The organism is Pseudonocardia sp. ICBG601 (assembly GCF_020496245.1).
The window spans coordinates 35,699-53,680 of sequence record NZ_JAHLJA010000064.1 but is presented as its reverse complement, the minus strand read 5'-3'; the positions used below and the strand labels follow the sequence as shown (position 1 = coordinate 53,680).

Annotated in this window: 24 protein-coding genes and 1 pseudogene; 11 read left to right on the top strand and 14 right to left on the bottom strand. The window is 75.3% G+C overall.

Annotation, left to right across the window (positions count from 1 at the left end; translation table 11 throughout):
- Nucleotides 1-143 precede the first annotated feature (143 nt).
- Nucleotides 144-731 (top strand): TetR/AcrR family transcriptional regulator, encoded by a 588-nt coding sequence (locus KPL57_RS20195; protein WP_226352761.1) that lies wholly within the window; start codon nucleotides 144-146, stop codon nucleotides 729-731.
- Between the two features lie 79 nt (nucleotides 732-810).
- On the opposite strand, the gene KPL57_RS20190 is transcribed toward KPL57_RS20195, so the two are convergent.
- On the bottom strand, nucleotides 811-963 hold the full coding sequence (locus KPL57_RS20190) for a fumarylacetoacetate hydrolase family protein (RefSeq protein ID WP_264198342.1): 153 nt from the start codon (nucleotides 961-963) through the stop codon (nucleotides 811-813).
- A gap of 29 nt (nucleotides 964-992) precedes the next feature.
- Nucleotides 993-1,982 (bottom strand): Gfo/Idh/MocA family protein, encoded by a 990-nt coding sequence (locus tag KPL57_RS20185; RefSeq protein WP_226352760.1) that lies wholly within the window; start codon nucleotides 1,980-1,982, stop codon nucleotides 993-995.
- Nucleotides 1,983-2,111: 129 nt separating this feature from the next.
- On the opposite strand from KPL57_RS20185, the gene KPL57_RS20180 reads away from it, so the two are divergent.
- Nucleotides 2,112-2,522: a VOC family protein gene (locus KPL57_RS20180; RefSeq protein WP_226352759.1), complete on the top strand. Its 411-nt coding sequence runs from the start codon at nucleotides 2,112-2,114 to the stop codon at nucleotides 2,520-2,522.
- Nucleotides 2,523-2,529: 7 nt separating this feature from the next.
- Here KPL57_RS20180 and aroQ read toward each other — a convergent pair whose 3' ends face one another.
- The 3 genes from aroQ to KPL57_RS20165 are packed head-to-tail and all read right to left on the bottom strand — an operon-like array spanning nucleotide 2,530 to nucleotide 4,962.
- On the bottom strand, nucleotides 2,530-3,003 hold the full coding sequence (aroQ, locus tag KPL57_RS20175; RefSeq protein ID WP_205015831.1) for a type II 3-dehydroquinate dehydratase: 474 nt from the start codon (nucleotides 3,001-3,003) through the stop codon (nucleotides 2,530-2,532).
- A 4-nt stretch (nucleotides 3,004-3,007) separates the two neighbouring features.
- Entirely contained in the window at nucleotides 3,008-3,676 is a 669-nt protein-coding gene (locus KPL57_RS20170; RefSeq protein WP_226352758.1) for a response regulator transcription factor, read from the bottom strand.
- Nucleotides 3,673-4,962: a sensor histidine kinase gene (locus KPL57_RS20165; RefSeq protein WP_226352757.1), complete on the bottom strand. Its 1,290-nt coding sequence runs from the start codon at nucleotides 4,960-4,962 to the stop codon at nucleotides 3,673-3,675. Before KPL57_RS20165 ends, KPL57_RS20170 begins: the two co-directional genes overlap by 4 nt.
- A gap of 189 nt (nucleotides 4,963-5,151) precedes the next feature.
- Here KPL57_RS20165 and KPL57_RS20160 point away from each other — a divergent pair, with 189 nt between their 5' ends.
- The 3 genes from KPL57_RS20160 to KPL57_RS69945 all read left to right on the top strand — a co-directional run bounded on the left by KPL57_RS20160 (nucleotide 5,152) and on the right by KPL57_RS69945 (nucleotide 6,589).
- Nucleotides 5,152-5,685: a DUF1707 domain-containing protein gene (locus KPL57_RS20160; RefSeq protein ID WP_226352756.1), complete on the top strand. Its 534-nt coding sequence runs from the start codon at nucleotides 5,152-5,154 to the stop codon at nucleotides 5,683-5,685.
- Nucleotides 5,686-5,787: 102 nt separating this feature from the next.
- Nucleotides 5,788-6,111, top strand: coding sequence for a metalloregulator ArsR/SmtB family transcription factor (locus tag KPL57_RS69950; RefSeq protein ID WP_308252947.1), 324 nt, complete (start codon nucleotides 5,788-5,790; stop codon nucleotides 6,109-6,111).
- Nucleotides 6,104-6,589: an SRPBCC family protein gene (locus tag KPL57_RS69945; RefSeq protein ID WP_308252946.1), complete on the top strand. Its 486-nt coding sequence runs from the start codon at nucleotides 6,104-6,106 to the stop codon at nucleotides 6,587-6,589. Before KPL57_RS69950 ends, KPL57_RS69945 begins: the two co-directional genes overlap by 8 nt.
- Before the next feature lie 96 nt (nucleotides 6,590-6,685).
- Here KPL57_RS69945 and KPL57_RS20150 read toward each other — a convergent pair whose 3' ends face one another.
- Complete coding sequence (locus KPL57_RS20150; RefSeq protein WP_226352755.1) at nucleotides 6,686-7,186, bottom strand: DUF1992 domain-containing protein; 501 nt, start codon at nucleotides 7,184-7,186, stop codon at nucleotides 6,686-6,688.
- Between the two features lie 73 nt (nucleotides 7,187-7,259).
- Here KPL57_RS20150 and KPL57_RS20145 point away from each other — a divergent pair, with 73 nt between their 5' ends.
- Nucleotides 7,260-7,916 carry a nuclease-related domain-containing protein gene (locus KPL57_RS20145; RefSeq protein ID WP_226352754.1) on the top strand — a complete coding sequence of 219 codons (657 nt, stop codon included), beginning with the start codon at nucleotides 7,260-7,262 and terminating at the stop codon, nucleotides 7,914-7,916.
- Between the two features lie 42 nt (nucleotides 7,917-7,958).
- On the opposite strand, the gene KPL57_RS20140 is transcribed toward KPL57_RS20145, so the two are convergent.
- The gene (locus tag KPL57_RS20140; RefSeq protein WP_226352753.1) at nucleotides 7,959-8,249 is read right to left on the bottom strand and encodes a hypothetical protein; all 291 of its coding nucleotides are present in this window, start codon (nucleotides 8,247-8,249) and stop codon (nucleotides 7,959-7,961) included.
- 234 nt (nucleotides 8,250-8,483) lie between these two features.
- Here KPL57_RS20140 and KPL57_RS20135 point away from each other — a divergent pair, with 234 nt between their 5' ends.
- Both KPL57_RS20135 and KPL57_RS20130 read left to right on the top strand, forming a co-directional pair.
- Complete coding sequence (locus tag KPL57_RS20135) at nucleotides 8,484-10,244, top strand: chorismate-binding protein (protein WP_226352752.1); 1,761 nt, start codon at nucleotides 8,484-8,486, stop codon at nucleotides 10,242-10,244.
- Nucleotides 10,245-10,576: 332 nt separating this feature from the next.
- Nucleotides 10,577-11,241 (top strand): annotated as a pseudogene (locus KPL57_RS20130) (alpha/beta hydrolase).
- Between the two features lie 63 nt (nucleotides 11,242-11,304).
- Here KPL57_RS20130 and KPL57_RS20125 read toward each other — a convergent pair.
- Nucleotides 11,305-12,156 carry an alpha/beta fold hydrolase gene (locus tag KPL57_RS20125; RefSeq protein WP_226352751.1) on the bottom strand — a complete coding sequence of 284 codons (852 nt, stop codon included), beginning with the start codon at nucleotides 12,154-12,156 and terminating at the stop codon, nucleotides 11,305-11,307.
- A 57-nt stretch (nucleotides 12,157-12,213) separates the two neighbouring features.
- Here KPL57_RS20125 and KPL57_RS20120 point away from each other — a divergent pair, with 57 nt between their 5' ends.
- The 3 genes from KPL57_RS20120 to KPL57_RS20110 all read left to right on the top strand — a co-directional run bounded on the left by KPL57_RS20120 (nucleotide 12,214) and on the right by KPL57_RS20110 (nucleotide 14,643).
- Nucleotides 12,214-12,678, top strand: a complete 465-nt coding sequence (locus KPL57_RS20120; RefSeq protein ID WP_020627414.1) for a MarR family winged helix-turn-helix transcriptional regulator — start codon at nucleotides 12,214-12,216, stop codon at nucleotides 12,676-12,678.
- A 65-nt stretch (nucleotides 12,679-12,743) separates the two neighbouring features.
- Nucleotides 12,744-13,631, top strand: a complete 888-nt coding sequence (locus tag KPL57_RS20115) for an alpha/beta fold hydrolase (RefSeq protein WP_020627415.1) — start codon at nucleotides 12,744-12,746, stop codon at nucleotides 13,629-13,631.
- 1 nt (nucleotide 13,632) lies between these two features.
- Nucleotides 13,633-14,643, top strand: a complete 1,011-nt coding sequence (locus KPL57_RS20110) for a TIGR03617 family F420-dependent LLM class oxidoreductase (RefSeq protein ID WP_226352750.1) — start codon at nucleotides 13,633-13,635, stop codon at nucleotides 14,641-14,643.
- Nucleotides 14,644-14,702: 59 nt separating this feature from the next.
- On the opposite strand, the gene KPL57_RS20105 is transcribed toward KPL57_RS20110, so the two are convergent.
- The 6 genes from KPL57_RS20105 to KPL57_RS20080 form a co-directional block, all read right to left on the bottom strand.
- Nucleotides 14,703-15,107: a transglycosylase family protein gene (locus KPL57_RS20105; RefSeq protein WP_308252944.1), complete on the bottom strand. Its 405-nt coding sequence runs from the start codon at nucleotides 15,105-15,107 to the stop codon at nucleotides 14,703-14,705.
- 375 nt (nucleotides 15,108-15,482) lie between these two features.
- On the bottom strand, nucleotides 15,483-15,866 hold the full coding sequence (locus tag KPL57_RS20100; protein ID WP_226352749.1) for a hypothetical protein: 384 nt from the start codon (nucleotides 15,864-15,866) through the stop codon (nucleotides 15,483-15,485).
- Nucleotides 15,867-15,880: 14 nt separating this feature from the next.
- The gene (locus tag KPL57_RS20095; protein ID WP_226352748.1) at nucleotides 15,881-16,513 is read right to left on the bottom strand and encodes a class I SAM-dependent methyltransferase; all 633 of its coding nucleotides are present in this window, start codon (nucleotides 16,511-16,513) and stop codon (nucleotides 15,881-15,883) included.
- 31 nt (nucleotides 16,514-16,544) lie between these two features.
- Nucleotides 16,545-16,952 carry a hypothetical protein gene (locus tag KPL57_RS20090; protein ID WP_226352747.1) on the bottom strand — a complete coding sequence of 136 codons (408 nt, stop codon included), beginning with the start codon at nucleotides 16,950-16,952 and terminating at the stop codon, nucleotides 16,545-16,547.
- On the bottom strand, nucleotides 16,939-17,388 hold the full coding sequence (locus tag KPL57_RS20085) for a DUF1707 domain-containing protein (protein ID WP_226352746.1): 450 nt from the start codon (nucleotides 17,386-17,388) through the stop codon (nucleotides 16,939-16,941). Before KPL57_RS20085 ends, KPL57_RS20090 begins: the two co-directional genes overlap by 14 nt.
- A 56-nt stretch (nucleotides 17,389-17,444) precedes the next feature.
- Nucleotides 17,445-17,972, bottom strand: a complete 528-nt coding sequence (locus tag KPL57_RS20080) for a PadR family transcriptional regulator (protein WP_075309553.1) — start codon at nucleotides 17,970-17,972, stop codon at nucleotides 17,445-17,447.
- Between the last annotated feature and the right edge of the window lie 10 nt (nucleotides 17,973-17,982).

Sequence of the window (17,982 nt, the reverse complement as noted above, 5' to 3'; positions counted from 1 at the left end):
TGGTGCGGTTGGCTGCGGGATCGGCGGCATCCCGGCGAAGAGGATGAGGATCGATCAAGAGGTACCTCCGACCGTCTCGCCGCGGATGGCTAAGCTGGAGCCGCCTCTGCGCCGCGCGGAGCACCCGAAGGAGGCGATCGGCCGTGCCCCGGAACAGGCAGCACATCCCGCGCGAGGAGCGGAAGGCCGAGGTGCTGGCGGTCGCCACCGAGCTGTTCCTCAGCCACGGGTACGCCGGCACCACGATGGCCGACATCAGCCGCGCCGCCGGCGTCGCGCCGGCGGCGGTCTACTGGTACTTCCCGTCCAAGGACGACGTCTTCGCCGCGGTCATGGACCGCATGCTCAGCCGGGAGATCCGCATCCTCGACGAGGACCACGCGGACGACGACCCGATGTCGCACCTGGTCCGGGGCCTCAACGACATGCGCGTGTTCCGGCCGCTGCACCAGGCCATGCACGGCAGGCTCCTGCAGTCCGAAGCCGTGCGCGAGGCCCACGACCGCTTCCTCGACTGGATCCGTGACCTCGTCCGGAAGATGGTCGACGACCTCGACGACCCGTCGGTGGATCGTGAGCTCGTCGCCGACACCGCCGTCACCCTCTTCGAGGGCTTCAACGTGGAGGGCGCGCCGCCGCGCCCGGGTGCTCAGCTCATGCGGTTCCTCCTCGAGTCGGTCCTGGGTTCCGCCCGCGCCCGCGACCTGCCGGCGCCGGTCCCGTCGGACTGAGCCCGCCCGACCGCGGCGGCCGCGCGACTCGGGCGCGGTGGTCGACCAGGCGCAGCGGTCGATCAGGCGCAGCGGTCGATCAGGCGCAGCGGTTGACCAGGGTGCCGATCCCCTCGATCGCGATCCGTACCTCCGAGCCGGACCGCAGGTAGCGCCCCTGTGGATGCCCGACGCCCGCCGGGGTCCCGGTCATCACGACGTCGCCGGGCTCCAGCGTCGTCTGCCGTGACAGGTAGGAGATCAGGGGTCCGACCGGGTGGATCAGAGCTCTGCCGGCCCCTCTTCCGGGATCATCCCGATCCGGTCCGCCACGGCGGCCATGACGTCCTGGACGGCGACGGTGTCCGCCAGCGGCATGACCGGGCTCTCCGTCTCCCCCGCCGCGACCCGCCGGGTCACCTCCTCGATCTCGTGGCTGTAGCCGCGCCCGGTGGCCGGCAGCACGAGCTCCTCCGGGTCGGCGACGTGCCGGTGCACCACGATCCGATCCGGGTGGTGGAACCGCGGCGGCACCTCGATCCAACCCTCGGTGCCGATCACCCGGGCCGAGCCGGGCATCGCGCACTGCAGGCTGACCTGCAGCGCGGCGCTGCGGCCGTCGGGCCAGCCGAGCAGGATCGACTCCTCCAGGTCCACACCGGACGGGGTGAGCGCGCCGCTCGCGGCGACCGTGCTCGGGCTGCCGAGCATCATCTGGGCGAAGGAGACCACGTAGACGCCGAGGTCGAACAGGGCACCGCCGCCCAGCTCCGGGGAGAAGAAGCGGTCGTCGTCGGCGGTGCGGTTGCGCACGCCGAGATCGGCCTGCACGGAGCGGACCTCCCCGATCGCGCCCTCGGCGACGAGCTCGCGCAGCCGGACGACGGCGGGGAAGAACCGCGTCCACATCGCCTCCATCACGAACACGCCCCGGTTGCGGGCGGCCGCGGCGATCTCGCGGGTCGCGACGGAGCTGACGGTGAACGCCTTCTCCACCATCAGTGCCTTGCCCGCCTCGATCGCGGCCAGGGCGATCGCCCGGTGCTGCGGGTGCGGGGTCGCGACGTAGAGGACGTCGACGTCCGGGTCGTCGAGGATCGCCCGGTAGCCGGTGTGCACCCGCGCGATCCCGTGCCGGCGGGCGAACTCCGCGCCGCGTTCCGCGGAACGTGACGCGACGGCGACGAGCTCGGCGCCGGGCACGTGCGCGAAGTCCGGCGCGACGGCGTCGGCGATGCGGCCCGGACCGATGATTCCCCACTTCACGCTCATGGCCCCGATCCTGCCCGGCCCCGGCGGGAAGTTCCCGGCGGCCGGCCGATGAGTCCGGTCACCGCGCCCGGTCCACCCCTTCGAACGGCGCCGGAACCCCCGGAGCCCAGATCCACACAGGAGCCCGCGATGCCGAACATGATCTTCGTCAACCTGCCGGTCGCCGACCTCGCCGCGGCGAAGGCCTTCTACTCCGCGCTCGGTTTCGGGCTGAACGAGCAGTTCTCCGACGAGCGCACCGCCTCGTTCGTCGTCAGCGTCGCCATCGTCGTGATGGTGATGACCCAGGACCGGTTCCGGGAGTTCACCGAGCAGCCCGGCGTCGCCGACCCGCGGACCGCCCGTGAGGTCATCAACGCTTTCGGCGTGGACAGCCGCGACGAGGTCGACCGGCTGATCGAGGCCGGTCTGGCCGCCGGCGGCACCCTGTCCGGCAAGACCGAGGACCACGGCTTCATGTACGGCCGCGGCATCGACGACCCGGACGGCCACCACCTCGAGTTCGTGTGGATGGACCCGTCGGCCGTCGCCGGGGAGTGAGCCCGGGTCAGACCGCGCGCAGCGGGCGCACCTTGCGGACGAGTCCGTCGATCGCGAGCGCGTAGCCGTCGATGCCGAACCCGACGACGATCCCGGCCGCCACCGGCGAGACGAACGAGTGGTGCCGGAAGGTCTCGCGACCGTGCACGTTGGAGATGTGCACCTCGACCGTGGGGAGCTCGGCGCCCTCGATCGCGTCGTGCAGCGCGACCGAGGTGTGGGTGTAGGCGGCGGCGTTGAGGACCAGGCCGATCGCGTCGCCGCGCTTCACCGCGGTACCGGCCTCGTGGATCCAGTCGACGAGGACGCCCTCGTGGTTGGTCTGGCGGAAGTCCAGCTCGAGGTGGTGCGCGGCGGCCGACTCCCGGCACAGCGCCTCGACGTCGGTGAGCACGGTGGTCCCGTACACCTCCGGCTTGCGGGTCCCGAGCAGGTTGAGGTTCGGGCCGTTGAACACGAAGACGGTGGTCACACCCGCGATCCTCTCAGCCGCGCCAGCCGGGGCGGACCAGGCCCGACTCGTAGGCCAGGACGACCAGCTGCGCGCGGTCCCGCGCACCCAGCTTGGTCATCGTGCGGCTGACGTGGGTCTTCGCCGTCGTCGGACTCATGTGCAGGCGGGCGGCGATCTCGTCGTTGGACAGCTCGGCCGCGACCTCGGCGAGGACCTCCCGCTCGCGGTCGGTGAGCTCGTCGAGCCGGACGGTGCCGTCGGGGCCGCCCCGCGAGCGCGCCGCGAACTCGGCGATCAGGGTGCGGGTGACCGCCGGGGCGAGCAGGGCCTCCCCGCTGTGGACGACCCGGATGGCGTGGATGAGGTCGGCCGGTTCGGAGTCCTTGACCAGGAAGCCACTGGCACCGCCGCGGATCGCGTCGAAGACGTAGGAGTCGTCGGTGAACGTGGTCAGGACGACGACCCGGGTGCCGGCGAGGTCCGGGTCGCCGGTGATCTCCCGCGTCGCGGTGATGCCGTCGGTGCCGGGCATCCGGATGTCCATGAGCACGACGTCCGGGTGGTGGTCGCGGACCGCGGCGACGGCCTGCGCGCCGTCGGCGGCCTCGGCGACCACGTCCAGGTCGGGCTGGGAGCCGAGCAGCGCGCGGAACCCGGAGCGGACGAGCGCCTGGTCGTCGGCGAGCAGGACACGGATCACCTGTCGGCTCCCGGGGTCGTGGGGTGGTCGGGGACGCGGCCCCGCGCGAGGAGGTCGGCCGGGGCGGGTTCGGTGGCGGCGGGTTCGGTGGCGGCCGGATCAGCGGTGGCCGGGTCAGCGGTGGTGGGGCCGGTGGCGGCGGGGCCGGCCGGGGGTGCGGGCAGGTGGGCGTGCACCCGGAACCCCTGCTCCGGGCCCGGCCCCGCCGCCAACGTCCCGCCGACCGAACGCGCACGCTCGCGCATGCCGGTCAGCCCCGTGCCGTCCACCGCGCCGGGGGCGGGGCCGGCACCGTCGTCGTCGACGGTCAGGTCCAGCGCGTCGTCGCCGAACCGCAGCGCGTGACCACCGCGGTGCCCGCCCCCGCGTGCCGACGCGTGTTGGTCAGCGACTCCTGCACGATCCGGTACGCGGCCAGGTCGACCCCCGTCGGCAACGGCCGCGGGGTCCCCTCGGTGGCGCGCCGCACCGGTAGCCCCGCGGCGCGCACCTCGTCGAGCAGCGCGTCGAGCCGGTCCAGACCGGGGGGTGGGCGCACGCGGGGCCTGCTCGTCGACCCCACGCAGCACCCCGAGGGTGGAGCGCATCTCGCGCAGCAGGTCGCGGCTGGCCCGCTTGATCTCGGTGAGCGCGGTGCGGGCCTGCTCCGGATCGTCGTCCATCAGGTAGAGCGCGACCCCGGCCTGCACGTTGATCAGGGAGACGTGGTGGCCCAGCACGTCGTGCAGCTCCTGGGCGATGCGCAGCCGCTCGGCGTCGGCGCTGCGCCGACGCTCGGCCTCGGCGGCCCGCCGGGCCTGCGCCGTGCGCTCGCGCCGCACCCGCCACAGGGCACCGGCCGCGACGAGCGCCGCCAGCCAGGCCAGCACCGGGGCGGTCGCCGGCCACGGGATCGGCCGCCCGGTCACGAGCAGCCACCCGGTCAGCACCGCCGCCGCGACGACCACCACCGCGAGGGCCCGATGGTGGTGCCCCGCGGCGACCGCGGACACCAGCGCCACGGCGAACGCGAACCCCAGCGGCCCCATCAGCGGGTACCCCAGACCCAGGTAGACGACGACCGCGGCCGCGCACACCGCGAGCGCCACGACCCGGTCCAGGTGCCGGAACAGCAGCGCGACCGGCCCCGCCGCGAGGAGCACGACGGCGAGCACGTCGAGCGGGAGCGCCGTCGTGCCCGGGTCCGGGTACCGCGCGATGCGGGCGACGGTGAACGCCGTCCCGCCCGCGGTGAACAGGCCGACGACCAGGGCAGGGACGAGGACCCGCGCGATCGGACCCCACATCGGACGTCGGTCGGCGAGCACGCGGGACACCGTAGACCGGGGCACCGACAGCAGGCGTCGTCCGGACGATGACCGGTGCCGTACACCCGGGGGAGTACGCGGACCGGCGCTCCTCCCCCGGTGGCGGCAGCGGGATCGGCGACCGAGGGCGGACGCCCGCGACCCCCCGGCACCGCGACGCTGGCTGTCATGACAGCGACTCCGGACACCCGTCCCGCACCCGGACCGGACAGCACCCCGGTACCGGCCACGCCCCTCCCGGCCGCGACCACACCGACCGCGCAGGGCCCGGCGACTCCGCTCCGGTCGGACGCCGTGCTCGCCTCCGACTCCGAGCGCGAGCACGTCACCGCCCGGCTGCGGACCGCCGCCGCCGAGGGGCGGCTGACCCTCGCCGAGTCCGACGAGCGGCAGGCCGCCGCCTACGCCGACCGCACCCGCGACGAGCTCGTCCCGCTGCTCGCCGGGCTGCCCCGCCCGCCGCGGCCACGGCACCCCCGGCGTGGTCCGCTCACCCCCCGCGCTCGGCGCAACCTGCGCATCCACGCCGGGGTGACCGTCGTCGTGCTGCTCCTGCTGGTCCTGGGCGCGGTGCTCGGGCCGGCGCCGCTGTTCGCGCCGATCGGGCCGGCGTTCTGGCTGGGACTGATCCTCTTCGTGCACTCCCGGCGGGCCGAGCGCGAGGTCTCGCCGGACGAGGAGCTGCCCGAGGAACTGCGGTGACCGCCGTCGCCGAGCAGGCCGGGCGGACGGTGCGCGTACTGCTCGCGGTCGCCTGGACCGACGACGATTGACAGGCAACCAAATAGTTGCATAATTGGTCGCGTGGCCGACCTGGACGCCGTCTTCCGCGCACTCGCGGACCCGACGCGACGGCGCATCCTCGACCGGTTGCACGAGCAGGGTGAGTCGACGCTCGGCGCGCTGTGCGCGGGGTTGGACATGAGCCGGCAGGCCGTGTCCAAGCACCTCGCGCAGCTGGAGGCCGCCGGACTGGTGACGACCCTGCGGCGCGGCCGGGAGAAGCTCCACCACCTCGACCCGGTCCCCATCCAGGAGATCCACGACCGGTGGATCGGGAAGTTCGAGCGCAGCCGGGTGCAGGCGGTCACCGCCCTGCGCGCGGCGCTGGAGGAGAACGATGAGTGAGCGTCGCTACGTCTACACGACCTACATCCGCAGCACCGCCGAGCAGGTGTTCCGGGCGCTGACCACGCCGGAGTTCACCATGCAGTACTGGGGCGGCGCGGAGCTGACCTCGGACTGGCGCGTCGGGAGCCCGCTGGAGGCGGTCCACCCCGACCACGACGACTTCATCGGCGAGATCCTCGCCGTCGAGCCGCCGCACCGGCTGTCCTACACCTTCACCGGCCGCGCCGAACGGGCCGCGGGGCGGCCGCCGACCGTCGTCGAGTTCGCGCTCTCCCCGTTCGGCGACGAGGCGGTGAAGCTGCAGGTCGTCCACACCGGTTTCACCGACGACGAGCAGGGCGCACGGGACGCCCGCGACGTCGGCGAGGGCTGGCCCGCGCTCCTGTCCGCGCTCAAGACGCTGCTGGAGACCGGCCGTCCGCTGGCCTCCCCCGGTCACTTCGCACCACGGACACCAGCGGCGCCTGCCCGGTGAGGCCGCGCCCGGACCTGCTCACCGTCGGTCCGGACCGCCGACCGGGCCCGGCGACGGCCCGGTCCCGGTGGCCGACGGGCGCCGTGATCGCCGGTCTCAGCGGCCGAACAGGCGGGCCCACCAGCCGCGGGACCGTCTTCCGGGCTCCGACCCGGTGCCGGGCCCCACCGTCGCGGGCCGGGCGGCGGCGCGGCGGCGTTCCCGGGCCGCGTGCCACCGCGCGACGACCTCGTCGGCGTCGAGCCTGCGGATCGGGACGCGCGGGCCCATCGGGTGGCGCATGTGGTCGACGACCCGGGAGTTGACCTCCTCGACGTGCTCGCGCACGCGGCGCTCGTCGACGAAGCGGGTGACGGTCTCGTCGATCCGGTCCAGCTCCTTGCGCAGCTGGAGCGACGGCGGGAGCAGCGCGTCACCCGGGACGCCCTCCCGCTCCAGGTAGCCACGGATCCACCAGTTCTCGTCGACCGGGCCGATCCGTCCCGCGCCGGGCAACGGCTTGCCCTTGCCGGGCAGGTCGTCGAAGTCGCCCCGCTCGACGGCCTCCCGGATCGTCCGGTCGACCGGCGACTCGAACCGCGGGTCAACACCGTTCATGGCTGCACCACCCCGTCACGAGGGTACCGGCGGGCACCGATTCCTGTCGGTGCTCGGGTGCACACTCCCGGCCATGACGACCACCTCCTCGGCGAGACTCACCACCGATCGTTCCCGCGCCCTCGACCTGGCGCGCCACTACCCCGGCCGGCGGGCCGGGCACGTCGCGGCGCAGCAGCGGAGCGCGGGGTTCCCCGACCGCAACTGGCGCCTCGGGGCCGACGGGGAGCAGCGCACCGCGCACCTGTTGACCGCGCTGACCGGGCGGACCCGACGGGACCGGCTGCTCGGCAGGCCCGCGGCGTGGCAGGTCCTGCACTCGGTCCCGCTCGACGGCGGCGCCGCCGATCTCGACCACGTCCTCATCGGGCCGCCCGGCATCTGCGTCATCGACACCCGCCACCACCGCGGCCGCTCCCTGCTGCTCGACGGCGAGCGACTGGTCGTCGCCGGGACGGCCACGGACGCCGTCCCGCGGGCCCGGGCCGAGGCGCAGCGGGTCCGTGAGCTGCTGCTCCCCCGCCTCGGGCCTGCCGCCGCCTCGACGCCGGTCCGCCCGGTGATCGCGCTGGTCGGGGCGCCGATCCGGGTGCGCCGCTGGCCCGACGACGTCGTGGTCGCCACCGAGGGCGCGCTGGTGCATGCCCTGCGCGGGCTGACACCGGTGCTCGACCCGTGGGAGGTGGACCGGATCCACGCCGTGGCACGGCGCCCGGAGAGCTGGGGGTGAGGCGTGCGCCGGGTCACGGCGCCTTCCCCGCGCGGGGGCGGATCAGCATGCTCTCCCGGTGACCTCGACCGCACCGGCCCGGACCGGGCTGCACCGTGTCCCGATCCCGGCGGACGTCGCGCCGTCCGGGGTAGCGGCGGCGGTGCGCCGGCTCGCCCACCGGCCGCGGCTGGTCGCCTTCGGCGGGAGCTGGTCCTGGGGGGCGCTCGTCGCCACCGACCCGGTGTTCACCGCGCCGGCCGGGGCCGACCCGTTCGCCGTGCTCGACGCGCCGCCGCGGTCCGCGAGTCCGCAGGCGACCCCGGGCTCGCCCCGGGACGCGGGGGCGGACACCGGAACCGGCACCGGGACCGACGCAGGGATCGACGCAGGGATCGACGCAGGGATCGACAGGGCTGTCGGGGGCGGCTGGTTCGGGCTGGTGGACCACGCCCCGCCCGGCGTGCGACCGACGGCGGCGCTGTCCTGGTACCGCGACGTGCTGCGCCACGACGGCGAGCGCTGGTGGTTCGAGGCGCTGGTCGCCTGCGGCGCCCCGCTGCCGGGCCCGCCCGACCACCGGGCGCGGTGCACCCCGACTCCTGCTCGGCCGAGCGCCGGTACGCACGGCTGTGCGCCGACCTCGCCCGACCGGCGCCGGAACGGACGGCCCGGATCGCGGTCACCCGGTGGCCCGACCGGGACGCGCACCTGGCCGCGGTCGAGCGGTGCGTCACCGAGATCCGGCGCGGCGAGATCTTCCAGGCCAACATCGCGACCCGGCTGGAGGTCCGGCTCGACGGCGACCCGCACGAGGCGTGGGCCCGGCTCGTCGAGCCGGTCGCGCCCGCCCGCGCCGCGCTCGTCGTGACGCCGGAGCGGGCGGCGGTGGGCGCGAGCCCGGAGCTGTTCCTGCGCCGTGCCGGCGACCGGGTCACCACCGCACCGATCAAGGGCACCCGGCCGCGCACCGGCGGCGACGCCGACGACGCCGAACGTGCCCGGCTCGGCGCCTCGGTGAAGGACGCGGCGGAGAACGTCATGATCGTCGACCTGATGCGCAACGACCTGGCCCGGGTGGCGCGGCCCGGCGGGGTGCGGCCGGGGCGGCTGCTCGCCGTCGAACCGCACCCGGGGGTGTGGCACCTGGTGTCGCGGGTGCACGCGACCCTGCGCGAGGACGTCACCGACGCCGACCTGCTCACCGCCACGTTCCCGCCGGGTTCGGTCACCGGGGCGCCGAAGATCCGGGCCTGCGAGGTGATCGCCGACTGCGAGGACGGCGACCGCGGGCTGTTCACCGGCGCCGTCGGCGGGGTGAGCCCGCTGGCCGGGCTGGAGCTGAACGTCGCGATCCGCACCCTCGACCTCGGCCCCGCCGGGCCCGACGGCAGCCACACCGGCCGGCTCGGGGTCGGTGGGGGCATCACCGTCGACTCCGACCCGGCGGAGGAGTTCGGCGAGGTCCTGACCAAGGCGGCCCCGGTCCTGGCCGCGCTCGACGGCCCGCCACGGCCGGTCCGGCCGCACGTCGTGCGGCCCGCCGACCGGGCCGCGGGCCTGTTCGAGACGCTGGCCTGCGTCGACGGCCGGGCCCACCGGGTCGGCGAGCACGCGGCCCGGCTGCGTCGCTCCTACCTCGCGGTCACCGGCCGCCCCCTCGACGCGCGGGTCGAGGCCGAGGCCGCCGCGGCCGTCGCGGGGGCTGCCGGACACCACCGGGTCCGGGTCGAGGCGGCGCCGGACGACCCGTCGCGGGTCACGGTGCGCGCGGTCCCCTGGCCCGGGCCGGTCCCGCTCGACGCGCAGGGCGGTGTGGTCGCCGTGGTCCGGCGCAGCACCGACGGCGAGTCCCACAAGTTCGCCGACCGGCGGTGGCTCGACGCCCACGAGGCCACGGCGGCGGGCGGGGACGGCACGCCGCTGCTGTGCGACCCGACGGGGCTGGTGCTGGAGACGACGCGGTCCGCCGTCGCCGCCGTGCACCGCGGCCGGCTGTGGGTCCCCCCGCTCGACGGCCGCATCCTCCCGGGCACCGGCCGACGCGCGCTGCTCGACCTGCTCGGCCCCGACGCCGTGCGCATCGCGCCGCTACCCCTGGCCGCGCTCGCTGAGGCCGACGGGTTCCTGCTGGTCAACGCGCTGCGCGGAGTGCAGTGGGTGCGCCGGGTCGACGACGACGGCCGCACCGTCGCCGCCTGGACCGCCCCGGACCCGCTGACCCCGCCGGCTCGCCGAGGCCCTGTCGGGCTGACCCGTCGCCCGGCGTCGGCGCCGCCCGGCCGGCTCGCCACCGCGCCCCCGCTCCACGGACGTGGTCCCCGCGCCCCGCCCGACCTCGCACGGTAGTCCCCCACCTCGCACACCTTGCAGACCGTGCGAGGTCCTCGGAAGATGTGCGAGGTCCGCCGCACCGGCAGGATCGGGTCGTGAGCACCGACCGGATCGCCACCGAGCTGCGCCGCCCCCTGCGCTGGGTCCCGCCGCTCCCGCTGCACCGCCCCCGGTTCCTGCGCCTGCTGCAGCGACTGTCCCGGCGCGGCAGGCCCGCCGCCGTCGACGGGGTCCGGTCGACCACGCATCCGGGCCCGCCGCTGCTGCGCGTGCACGTCCCCGACCACCGCACGACGCCCACGGCGCTGCTGTGGTTCCACGGCGGCGGCCTCGTGCTGGGCTCCCCCATGATCGACGACGAGCGGTGCGGCGGGCTCGCCGCGGAGCTGGGGATCGTCGTCGTCTCGGTGGACTACCGGCTCGCCCCGGTGACCCGTTCCCGGCCGCGCTCGACGACTGCCACGCCGGCTGGACCTGGTTGCGCGACGCCGCCGGCCGGCTGGGGATCGACCCGGCGCGGATCGCCGTCGGCGGGGCGAGCGCCGGGGGCTGCCTGGCTGCCGCGCTGGTCCAGCGCCTGCACGACGAGGGCGGCCCGCAGCCGGTCGCGCAGTGGCTGGTCTACCCGATGCTCGACGACCGCACCGCCGCCCGCCGCGAGCTCGACCGGCCCCCGCACCGGGTGTGGAACAACCGCAACAACGAGGTCGGCTGGCACGCCTACCTGGGGCGCCCGCCCGGGACCGGTGAGCCCGCCCCGTACGCGGTGCCCGCCCGTCGCCCCGACCTGTCGGGGCTGCCGCCCGCCGGGATCGGCGTCGGCGACGTCGACCTGTTCCACGACGAGGACGTCACCTACGCGCGGCGGCTGCGCGAGGCCGGGGTGCCGGTCGAGCTCGACGTCGTCCCCGGCGCCCCGCACGGCTTCGACGGCTGGGGCAAGGGCATCGCGATCGCCGACGACTTCACCGCGCGCTCGGTCGCCTGGCTGCGTGGCGCGCTCGGCGGCTGACCACCCGGCCAGGTCCGGCAGCAGCGCGACCGGCTCGCGGACCGGTTCCGCGGGACCAGGCGCCTACCGGCCGAGGAACTCGCCCAGCGCCCGGGCCAACTCCGCAGGGCGCTCCATGTTCGGGTAGTGGGCGGTGCCCGGCACCGTCACGAGCCGCCCGTCGGGGACCCGTTCGACGGTGTCGGTAACGATCCGCAGGTGGTCGTCGGAGTCCAGCTCGCCGACGACGCCGAGCAGCGGCACCGCCAGGGCCGGGGCACGGTCCAGGGCGTCGTCGAGGAAGCCGATCGGCGGCGGCGGTGCGGCCGGGTCCGCGGGCAGGTGGTGGGCGAGCATGTCGACGGCCATCAGCCGGACCTCGGCGAGCACCTCCGGGTCGACGTCGGCCGCGGTCCGGTGCGGTCCGGGCACGAACTCCAGGAACACCGAGATCCAGCGCTCGGCGTCGAGGTCGAGGCGGGCCTGCTCCCAGCGGGCCAGCCTGTCGAGCATCCAGGGGCCGGTCCAGGTGGGCGCACCGGCGCCGGCGCCGCTGAGCACGACCCGGTCGACGAGGTCGGGCCGCTCCAGCGCGGTGTCGAAGGCGGTCCGCGCGCCCATCGAGAGCCCCACCAGCACCACCGGCCCGGTACCGAGGTGGTCCAGCAGCGCGGCGACGTCGTCGTGCGGGCGGTATCCGTCGGGGCCCGGGTCCGACGAGGCGCCGTGCCCGCGCGCGTCCGGGACGACGACCCGGTGCCGGGCCGACAGCGCTTCGACCTGCCGGGCCCACATGCGGCCGTCGAGCGCTCCGCCGTGCAGCAGGACCAGCGGCGGCCGCCCGTCGGGGTGCGGACCGGTGTCGCGGTAGGCGATGCGACCGCCCGGTACGGGCAGGAACCCCGGGACGGTACTCCGGGCGAGAGCGAGAGTCATGACACCCAAGGTGTCATGCTTCGGCCGTTTTGACAACCGAGGTGTCATACTTGCCGGGTGACCGACATCGACCGGACCGCCGAGAAGCTCGCCGAGGTGTACGTCCTGGTGGGCCCGCTCTACCGGCGCGTGCTGCACGAGGTGGAGGGGATGGCGCCGGAGAACCGGGTGTCCGCCGGGGTGCGGGCGGTCCTCGACCAGCTCCGGCGGCACGGCCCGATGACCGTGCCCGAGATCGGCCGGTCGCAGTCGCTGAGCCGCCAGTTCGTGCAGCGCATGGTGGACGAGGCCCTCGCCGCGGGGCTGGTCGAGCGGATCGACAACCCGCGGCACCGCAGATCCAAGCTCGTCGCCGCGACCGCGGCCGGCCGTGCGGTGATCGACGACGTCGTCGGGCGCGAGCACGCCCGGCTGCGGGCGGTCGCCGAGCGCCTCCCGGCCGCCGACGTCGACGCCACCCTGCGCGTCCTCGCGACGATGGTCGCCGACCTCGCCGAGGTCGAACCCGGCGGCGGGCATTGACCCCCTCGGCCCCGTGACGCACGATCCGACCGAGATCGACCCCTCACCACTGGCGGTGCCCACGCATGTCCGACACGTTCACCTTCTCCGGCCGCGACGGCACCGCCGTCACCGCCTACCGCTGGCTCCCCGGCGAGGCGGGCGACCCGGTGCGCGGGATCGTCCAGATCACCCACGGCATGGGTGAGCACGCCCTGCGCTACCTCCCCCTGGCCGAGGCGCTGACCGCCCGCGGTTTCGCCGTCTACGCCCAGGACCACCGCGGCCACGGCGCCACCGCGGGCGGGCCCGAGAACTTCGGCGTCCTCGGCGACGACGGCTGGGCCCAGCTCGTCACCGACATCGGACTGCTGTCCGCGCACGCCCGCACCGAGCACCCCGGCGCCCCGCTGGTGCTGCTCGGCCACAGCATGGGCTCGTTCGCCGTGCAGCAGTTCCTCGTCGCGGACGGGACCCCGCCGGACGCGGTGGTGCTGTCCGGCACCGCGCTGCTCGACCTCATGGAGCAGGGACTGGACCTGTCCGCGCCGCTGGACCTGTCGTCGTTCAACGCGCCGTTCGAGCAGCGCACCGGCTTCGAGTGGCTCAGCCGCGACCCCGCGCAGGTCGACGCCTACGTGGCCGACGCCCGCTGCGGCTTCGGCATCGACCTGCCCGGCACGCAGGCGATGTTCGCCGCGGGCCGGCCGCTCGGCGACGTCGCCACCCTGAAGCGGATCCCGGGCGGGTTGCCGGTCTACGTCGTCGTCGGGGACGAGGACCCGGTCAACGCCGGGCTGGCCCTGGTGCGGCCGTTGGTCGAGCGCTACGCCGAGGCCGGGCTGCACGACGTCACGCTGAAGGTGTGGCCGGGCGCCCGGCACGAGGTGTTCAACGAGACCAACCGCGACGAGGTCGTCGCGGACCTGCTGTCCTGGCTCGACCGCGTCGTCCCCGGCAAGCGGGACGCCTGAGGTGCGCGTCGACACCACCGGCGGTTTCTCCGCCTCCCCGCTCGAGACCGAGGCGGCCGCGGTCGCCGCGGAGGCCGCGGGCTACGACGCCCTGTCGGTCCCCGAGACCGCGCACGACGCGTTCGTGTCGCTGGCGCTGGCCGCCCGGGCCACCAGCCGGATCCGGCTGCAGTCCGCGATCGCGGTGGCCTTCGCCCGCACTCCGATGACGCTGGCCTACCAGGCCAACGACGTGCAGCTGCTCTCCGGCGGTCGGTTCGACCTCGGGCTGGGCTCGCAGGTCCGCCCGCACATCGAGCGCCGGTTCGGGATGCCGTGGAGCCGGCCCGCGGCCCGGATGGAGGACTTCGTCTCCGCGCTGCGGGCGATCTTCCACGCCTGGGCCACCGGGGACCGGCTGCACCACCGCGGCGAGTTCTACTCCCACACCCTGATGACCGAGTTCTTCTCGCCGGGGCCGAACCCGCACGGGATGCCGCCGGTGATGCTGGCCGCGGTGGGCGAGCGGATGACCGAGGTCGCGGGCCGGGTCACCGACGGTCTGCTGGCGCACTCGCTGACCTCGCCGTCGTACCTGGCGGAGGTGACGCTGCCCGCGCTGCGCCGCGGGCGGGGCCGGGACGACCTCACCGGCTTCGACGTCTGCCTGCCGGTCTTCACCGTCCTGGGCGCCGATGCCGACGCCCGGGCCGTGGCCGAGGCCGGGGTGCGCCGTCAGATCGCCTTCTACGCCTCCACCCCGCCGTACCGCCCGGTGCTGGAGCACCACGGCCGCGGGGCGCTCGCCGACGAGCTCAACGGGCTGTCGCGCCGGCAGGCATGGGACGAGATGGCCGGCCTCGTCGACGACGACCTGCTGGGCCTGTTCGCCGTCGCCGGGGACCCGGCAACGGTCGCCTCCGGGATCGCGGACCGCTACCGGGACCTCGTCGACCGGGTGTCGCTCTACACCCCCTACGACGCCGACCCCGCCCTGGTGCTCGACGTCGTCACCCGGCTGCGCGCGGCCTGAGCACGCACGACGGCGGCCGGTGACCCACTCGGGTCACCGGCCGCCGGTCGTGCTGCGTACTACCGCAGGCCCAGCTTCTTGGAGCAGGCCGGCCACGCCTTCCAGCCCTGGGCCTCCAGGACGTTCTCGGCGACGCGGATCTGCTCGGACTTGCTGGCGTTGTGCGCCTTGCCCGACCCACCGAAGGCCTTCCAGGTGGACTGCTTGAACTGCAGGCCGCCGGAGAAGCCGTTGCCGGTGTTGGTGTTCCAGTTCCCGCTGGACTCGCACTCGGCGAGCTTGTCCCACGTCGAGGTGGAGACGGACTGCGTCGGCGCCACGACCGCCGCGGGAGCGACCTGGGCCGAGGTCTCGGGGGCGGCCGTCGCGGGCCCGGCCAGGGCGAGCGGAGCGCCGAACGCCAGGACACCGGCGACGAGAGTTCCGACGAAACGCCCACGGATGGACATGCGAGTGCTGCTCATTGTTGATCACCTGAGGTCCGGACCCACGGCTTTCCGGGCGGGCCGGTCGCGCGGGGAGCGCAGTGCCGGTGTCGACGCGAGAGGACTCGCGGCCCGCGGCCCCGTCCCGGTCCGTGCAGATCGACTGGCCGGGGACCGCGGGACGGGGCCGTGGTGGCGTGGGCGGTTCCGGCGCTTCGGTGCAGCCCGGTCCAGTGGACCGGAGCGACCACGAAGGTCGCCGACCGGCCGAGATCAGGTCAAGCGGATGACCAGTGACGTATCACACGACAATAACGGCACAGCAAATCATCGCAGCTCAGAGGCATCTTCTGCCGATCACGGAACCGACCGAAAAGGCAGCGATACTTTCGATCCGGAGATGTTCCACCGGTCTCAACGGCGCTGTACGCCCTCGGCCCGGCGCAGGGTGAACACCGCGATCCGCACGACCATCGCGTCGAGCAGCAGACCGCCGAACGACCACGCGTCGAGCCAGGCGGTCCAGTTCGTCCCCTGCGCGACGGCGAGGAGCCCGGGCACGAGGAACAGCGCGACACCGAGCCCGCCGGCGACGGCGCAGGCGAGCAGCGCCGGACCGTCGGTCCGGCGCAGCAGCAGGAGCAGCGACACGACGGCGGCCGCGGCGACGAGCCCGTCGAGCCCGGCCAGGACCGGCCCGGGGGCGCCGAACGCGAGCCGGACGTGCACGGCCGCCGAGAGCACCAGCAGCACGGTCAGGATCCGGCGTCCGGTCACCAGGCCGCGGTCGTCGCTCATGGGGCCATCCTCGCCTACCGCACCCGCAGCACCAGGAGGCGGCAGTCGACCTGCTGCCCGGACCGGTAGGGCGCGACCTCGATCGAGACGGCCTCGAAGACGGCGGCGGCGGCGAGCCGGTCGACCTCGGCACGGTAGCCACCGGACTCCCAGACGTCGTCGAGGACGGTCGCGACCAGGTACCCGCCCGGCCGCACGACCCGGGTGAACTCGGCGAGCGCCGAGGGTCCGACGTGGGCGTGGGTGAGCGTCCCGACGCAGACGACGACGTCGTAGGAGTCGTCGGGCAGTGCCAGCGCGGCGGTCAGGTCGGCCTCGCGCAAGTCCCGGTACGCCCCGGTGGCGCGGGCCCGCTCCAGCATCCCGGGCGACAGGTCGATCCCGTCGACGGTGGTCGCACCGCGCTCGCGCAGGGCGACGCCGACGAGCCCGGTGCCGCAGCCGGCGTCGAGGATCTCGCCGCCGGGGCCCGCGGCCGCGACGACGGCGTCCGCGGTGACCGCGGGCGCGACGTAGCCCTGGGCCTCACCGGAGAGGTCGGCGTCGTAGGTGGGGGCCCACTCGTCGTAGAGCGCCCGGGCGTCGGCCGGGCCGCTCAGCGAGTAGGCGCGTTCCAGATGGGGGTCGCCCCCGGTGCTCGTGGCCATCGCCCGATCATGGTGGACGGCCCGTGGGCTGTCATGCGCGCCCGAGCAACCCCCGGCGCGGCGGGTCGGCGGCGAGCAGGGAGAGCGCGCACAGCGCGCCCCAGCCGGCGGCGACCATGGTCGCCTTCTCCCTGGCGTCGCGGTCGGGGAGCTGCGAGCCCAGCACCACGAGGTCGACGACGTCAGCGCCGACCCGCACCGCGATCGCGGCCTTGAGCGGGGTGCCGGCCGGGGCCAGCGCCATGGCCAGGCCGGACGCGAGGTCGCGCCCGCCGACCGCCCGCGCGAGCAGCGTGGTGCCCGCGGACGGGGTCCGCCCGCCGCCGGACAGCTTCGTCGGCGACAGCAGCACCTCCGGCTCCGCGGCGACGGCCGCACCGTAGGCGGCGGTGGCGGCGCCCAGCAGGCGGGGGATCCAGGTCAGGTCACGACGGGGCATGCACCCGGTGTACCCGTTCCGCGGCGGTTCTCGCCCGCCCGCACGGACCGGCGACCGAGCGGCCGGTGAGCGTGCCGAGTGCGAGCAGGGCCCCCCACGGCCCGATCACCCAGATCGGCCAGAAGTACCCCCCGCCCCCGCCCAGTGCGACGGCCGCCCAGATCGTCAGGACGATCACCGCGGTCAGCGCCCACGGCCCCCAGGTCGCGGCCAGGACGACCCGGCGGGCCCGGCGCTCGCGCTCCGGGTCGACGGGACGCGGCAGCCGGGGCAGGTCCGCCTCGACGGCGGCCAGCTCGGACGCCGTGCGCGCCGCGGCCACCTGCTCGCTGCGGGTGGAGAACTCGGCGAGGTCGAGCCGCCCGTCCCTCACGTGCCTGCCGAGCCGTTCCAGTGCGCGCTCCCGCTCGGCGTCACCGATGCGTACGTCCACCACGACCACCCTCCCACTCGGATACCAGAACTATCCACTATCCGTTTCGGGAGCACAAGTCAGAGTTCGTCGAGGAAGGCCAGCGCCGCCTCCGCCGAGGTGCGCCGCCAGGCGGCCAGCATCCGGTCGAACTCGTCGCCGCCGTCCCCCGCCGCTGCGGCGCGGTCCTGTTCCGCCCGCAGCGCCGCGACGATCGGGGCCAGCTCGCGGCGCTGGGCCTCGACCAGCGCGGTCGCGTCCCGGCCGTGCCGGTGCAGCACCGCCAGCTTGAGCAGGAACTCCGAGCGCAGGTCCCGCACGTGCGGCACCGGGATGCCCAGCCACGCGTCGACGTGGCCGCGGCCGGCGGGGGTGGCGGCGTAGAGGGTGCGGGGCGGGCCGCCCTTGGTCTCGACGGCCTCGGCGGTGATCAGGCCGGCGTCGACCAGCCTGCCGATCGCCCGGTAGACGACCGGGCGCGGGATCTGCCAGACCCGGCCCAGCTCGCCGTCGGCGGCGGTGAGCGCGGCGACGGCGAAACCGTGCACCGGGCGCTCGCCGGCCACGGCCAGCACGACCCACTCGGCGAGCCCGAGCCGTGGAAGCATCGGGCCAGCG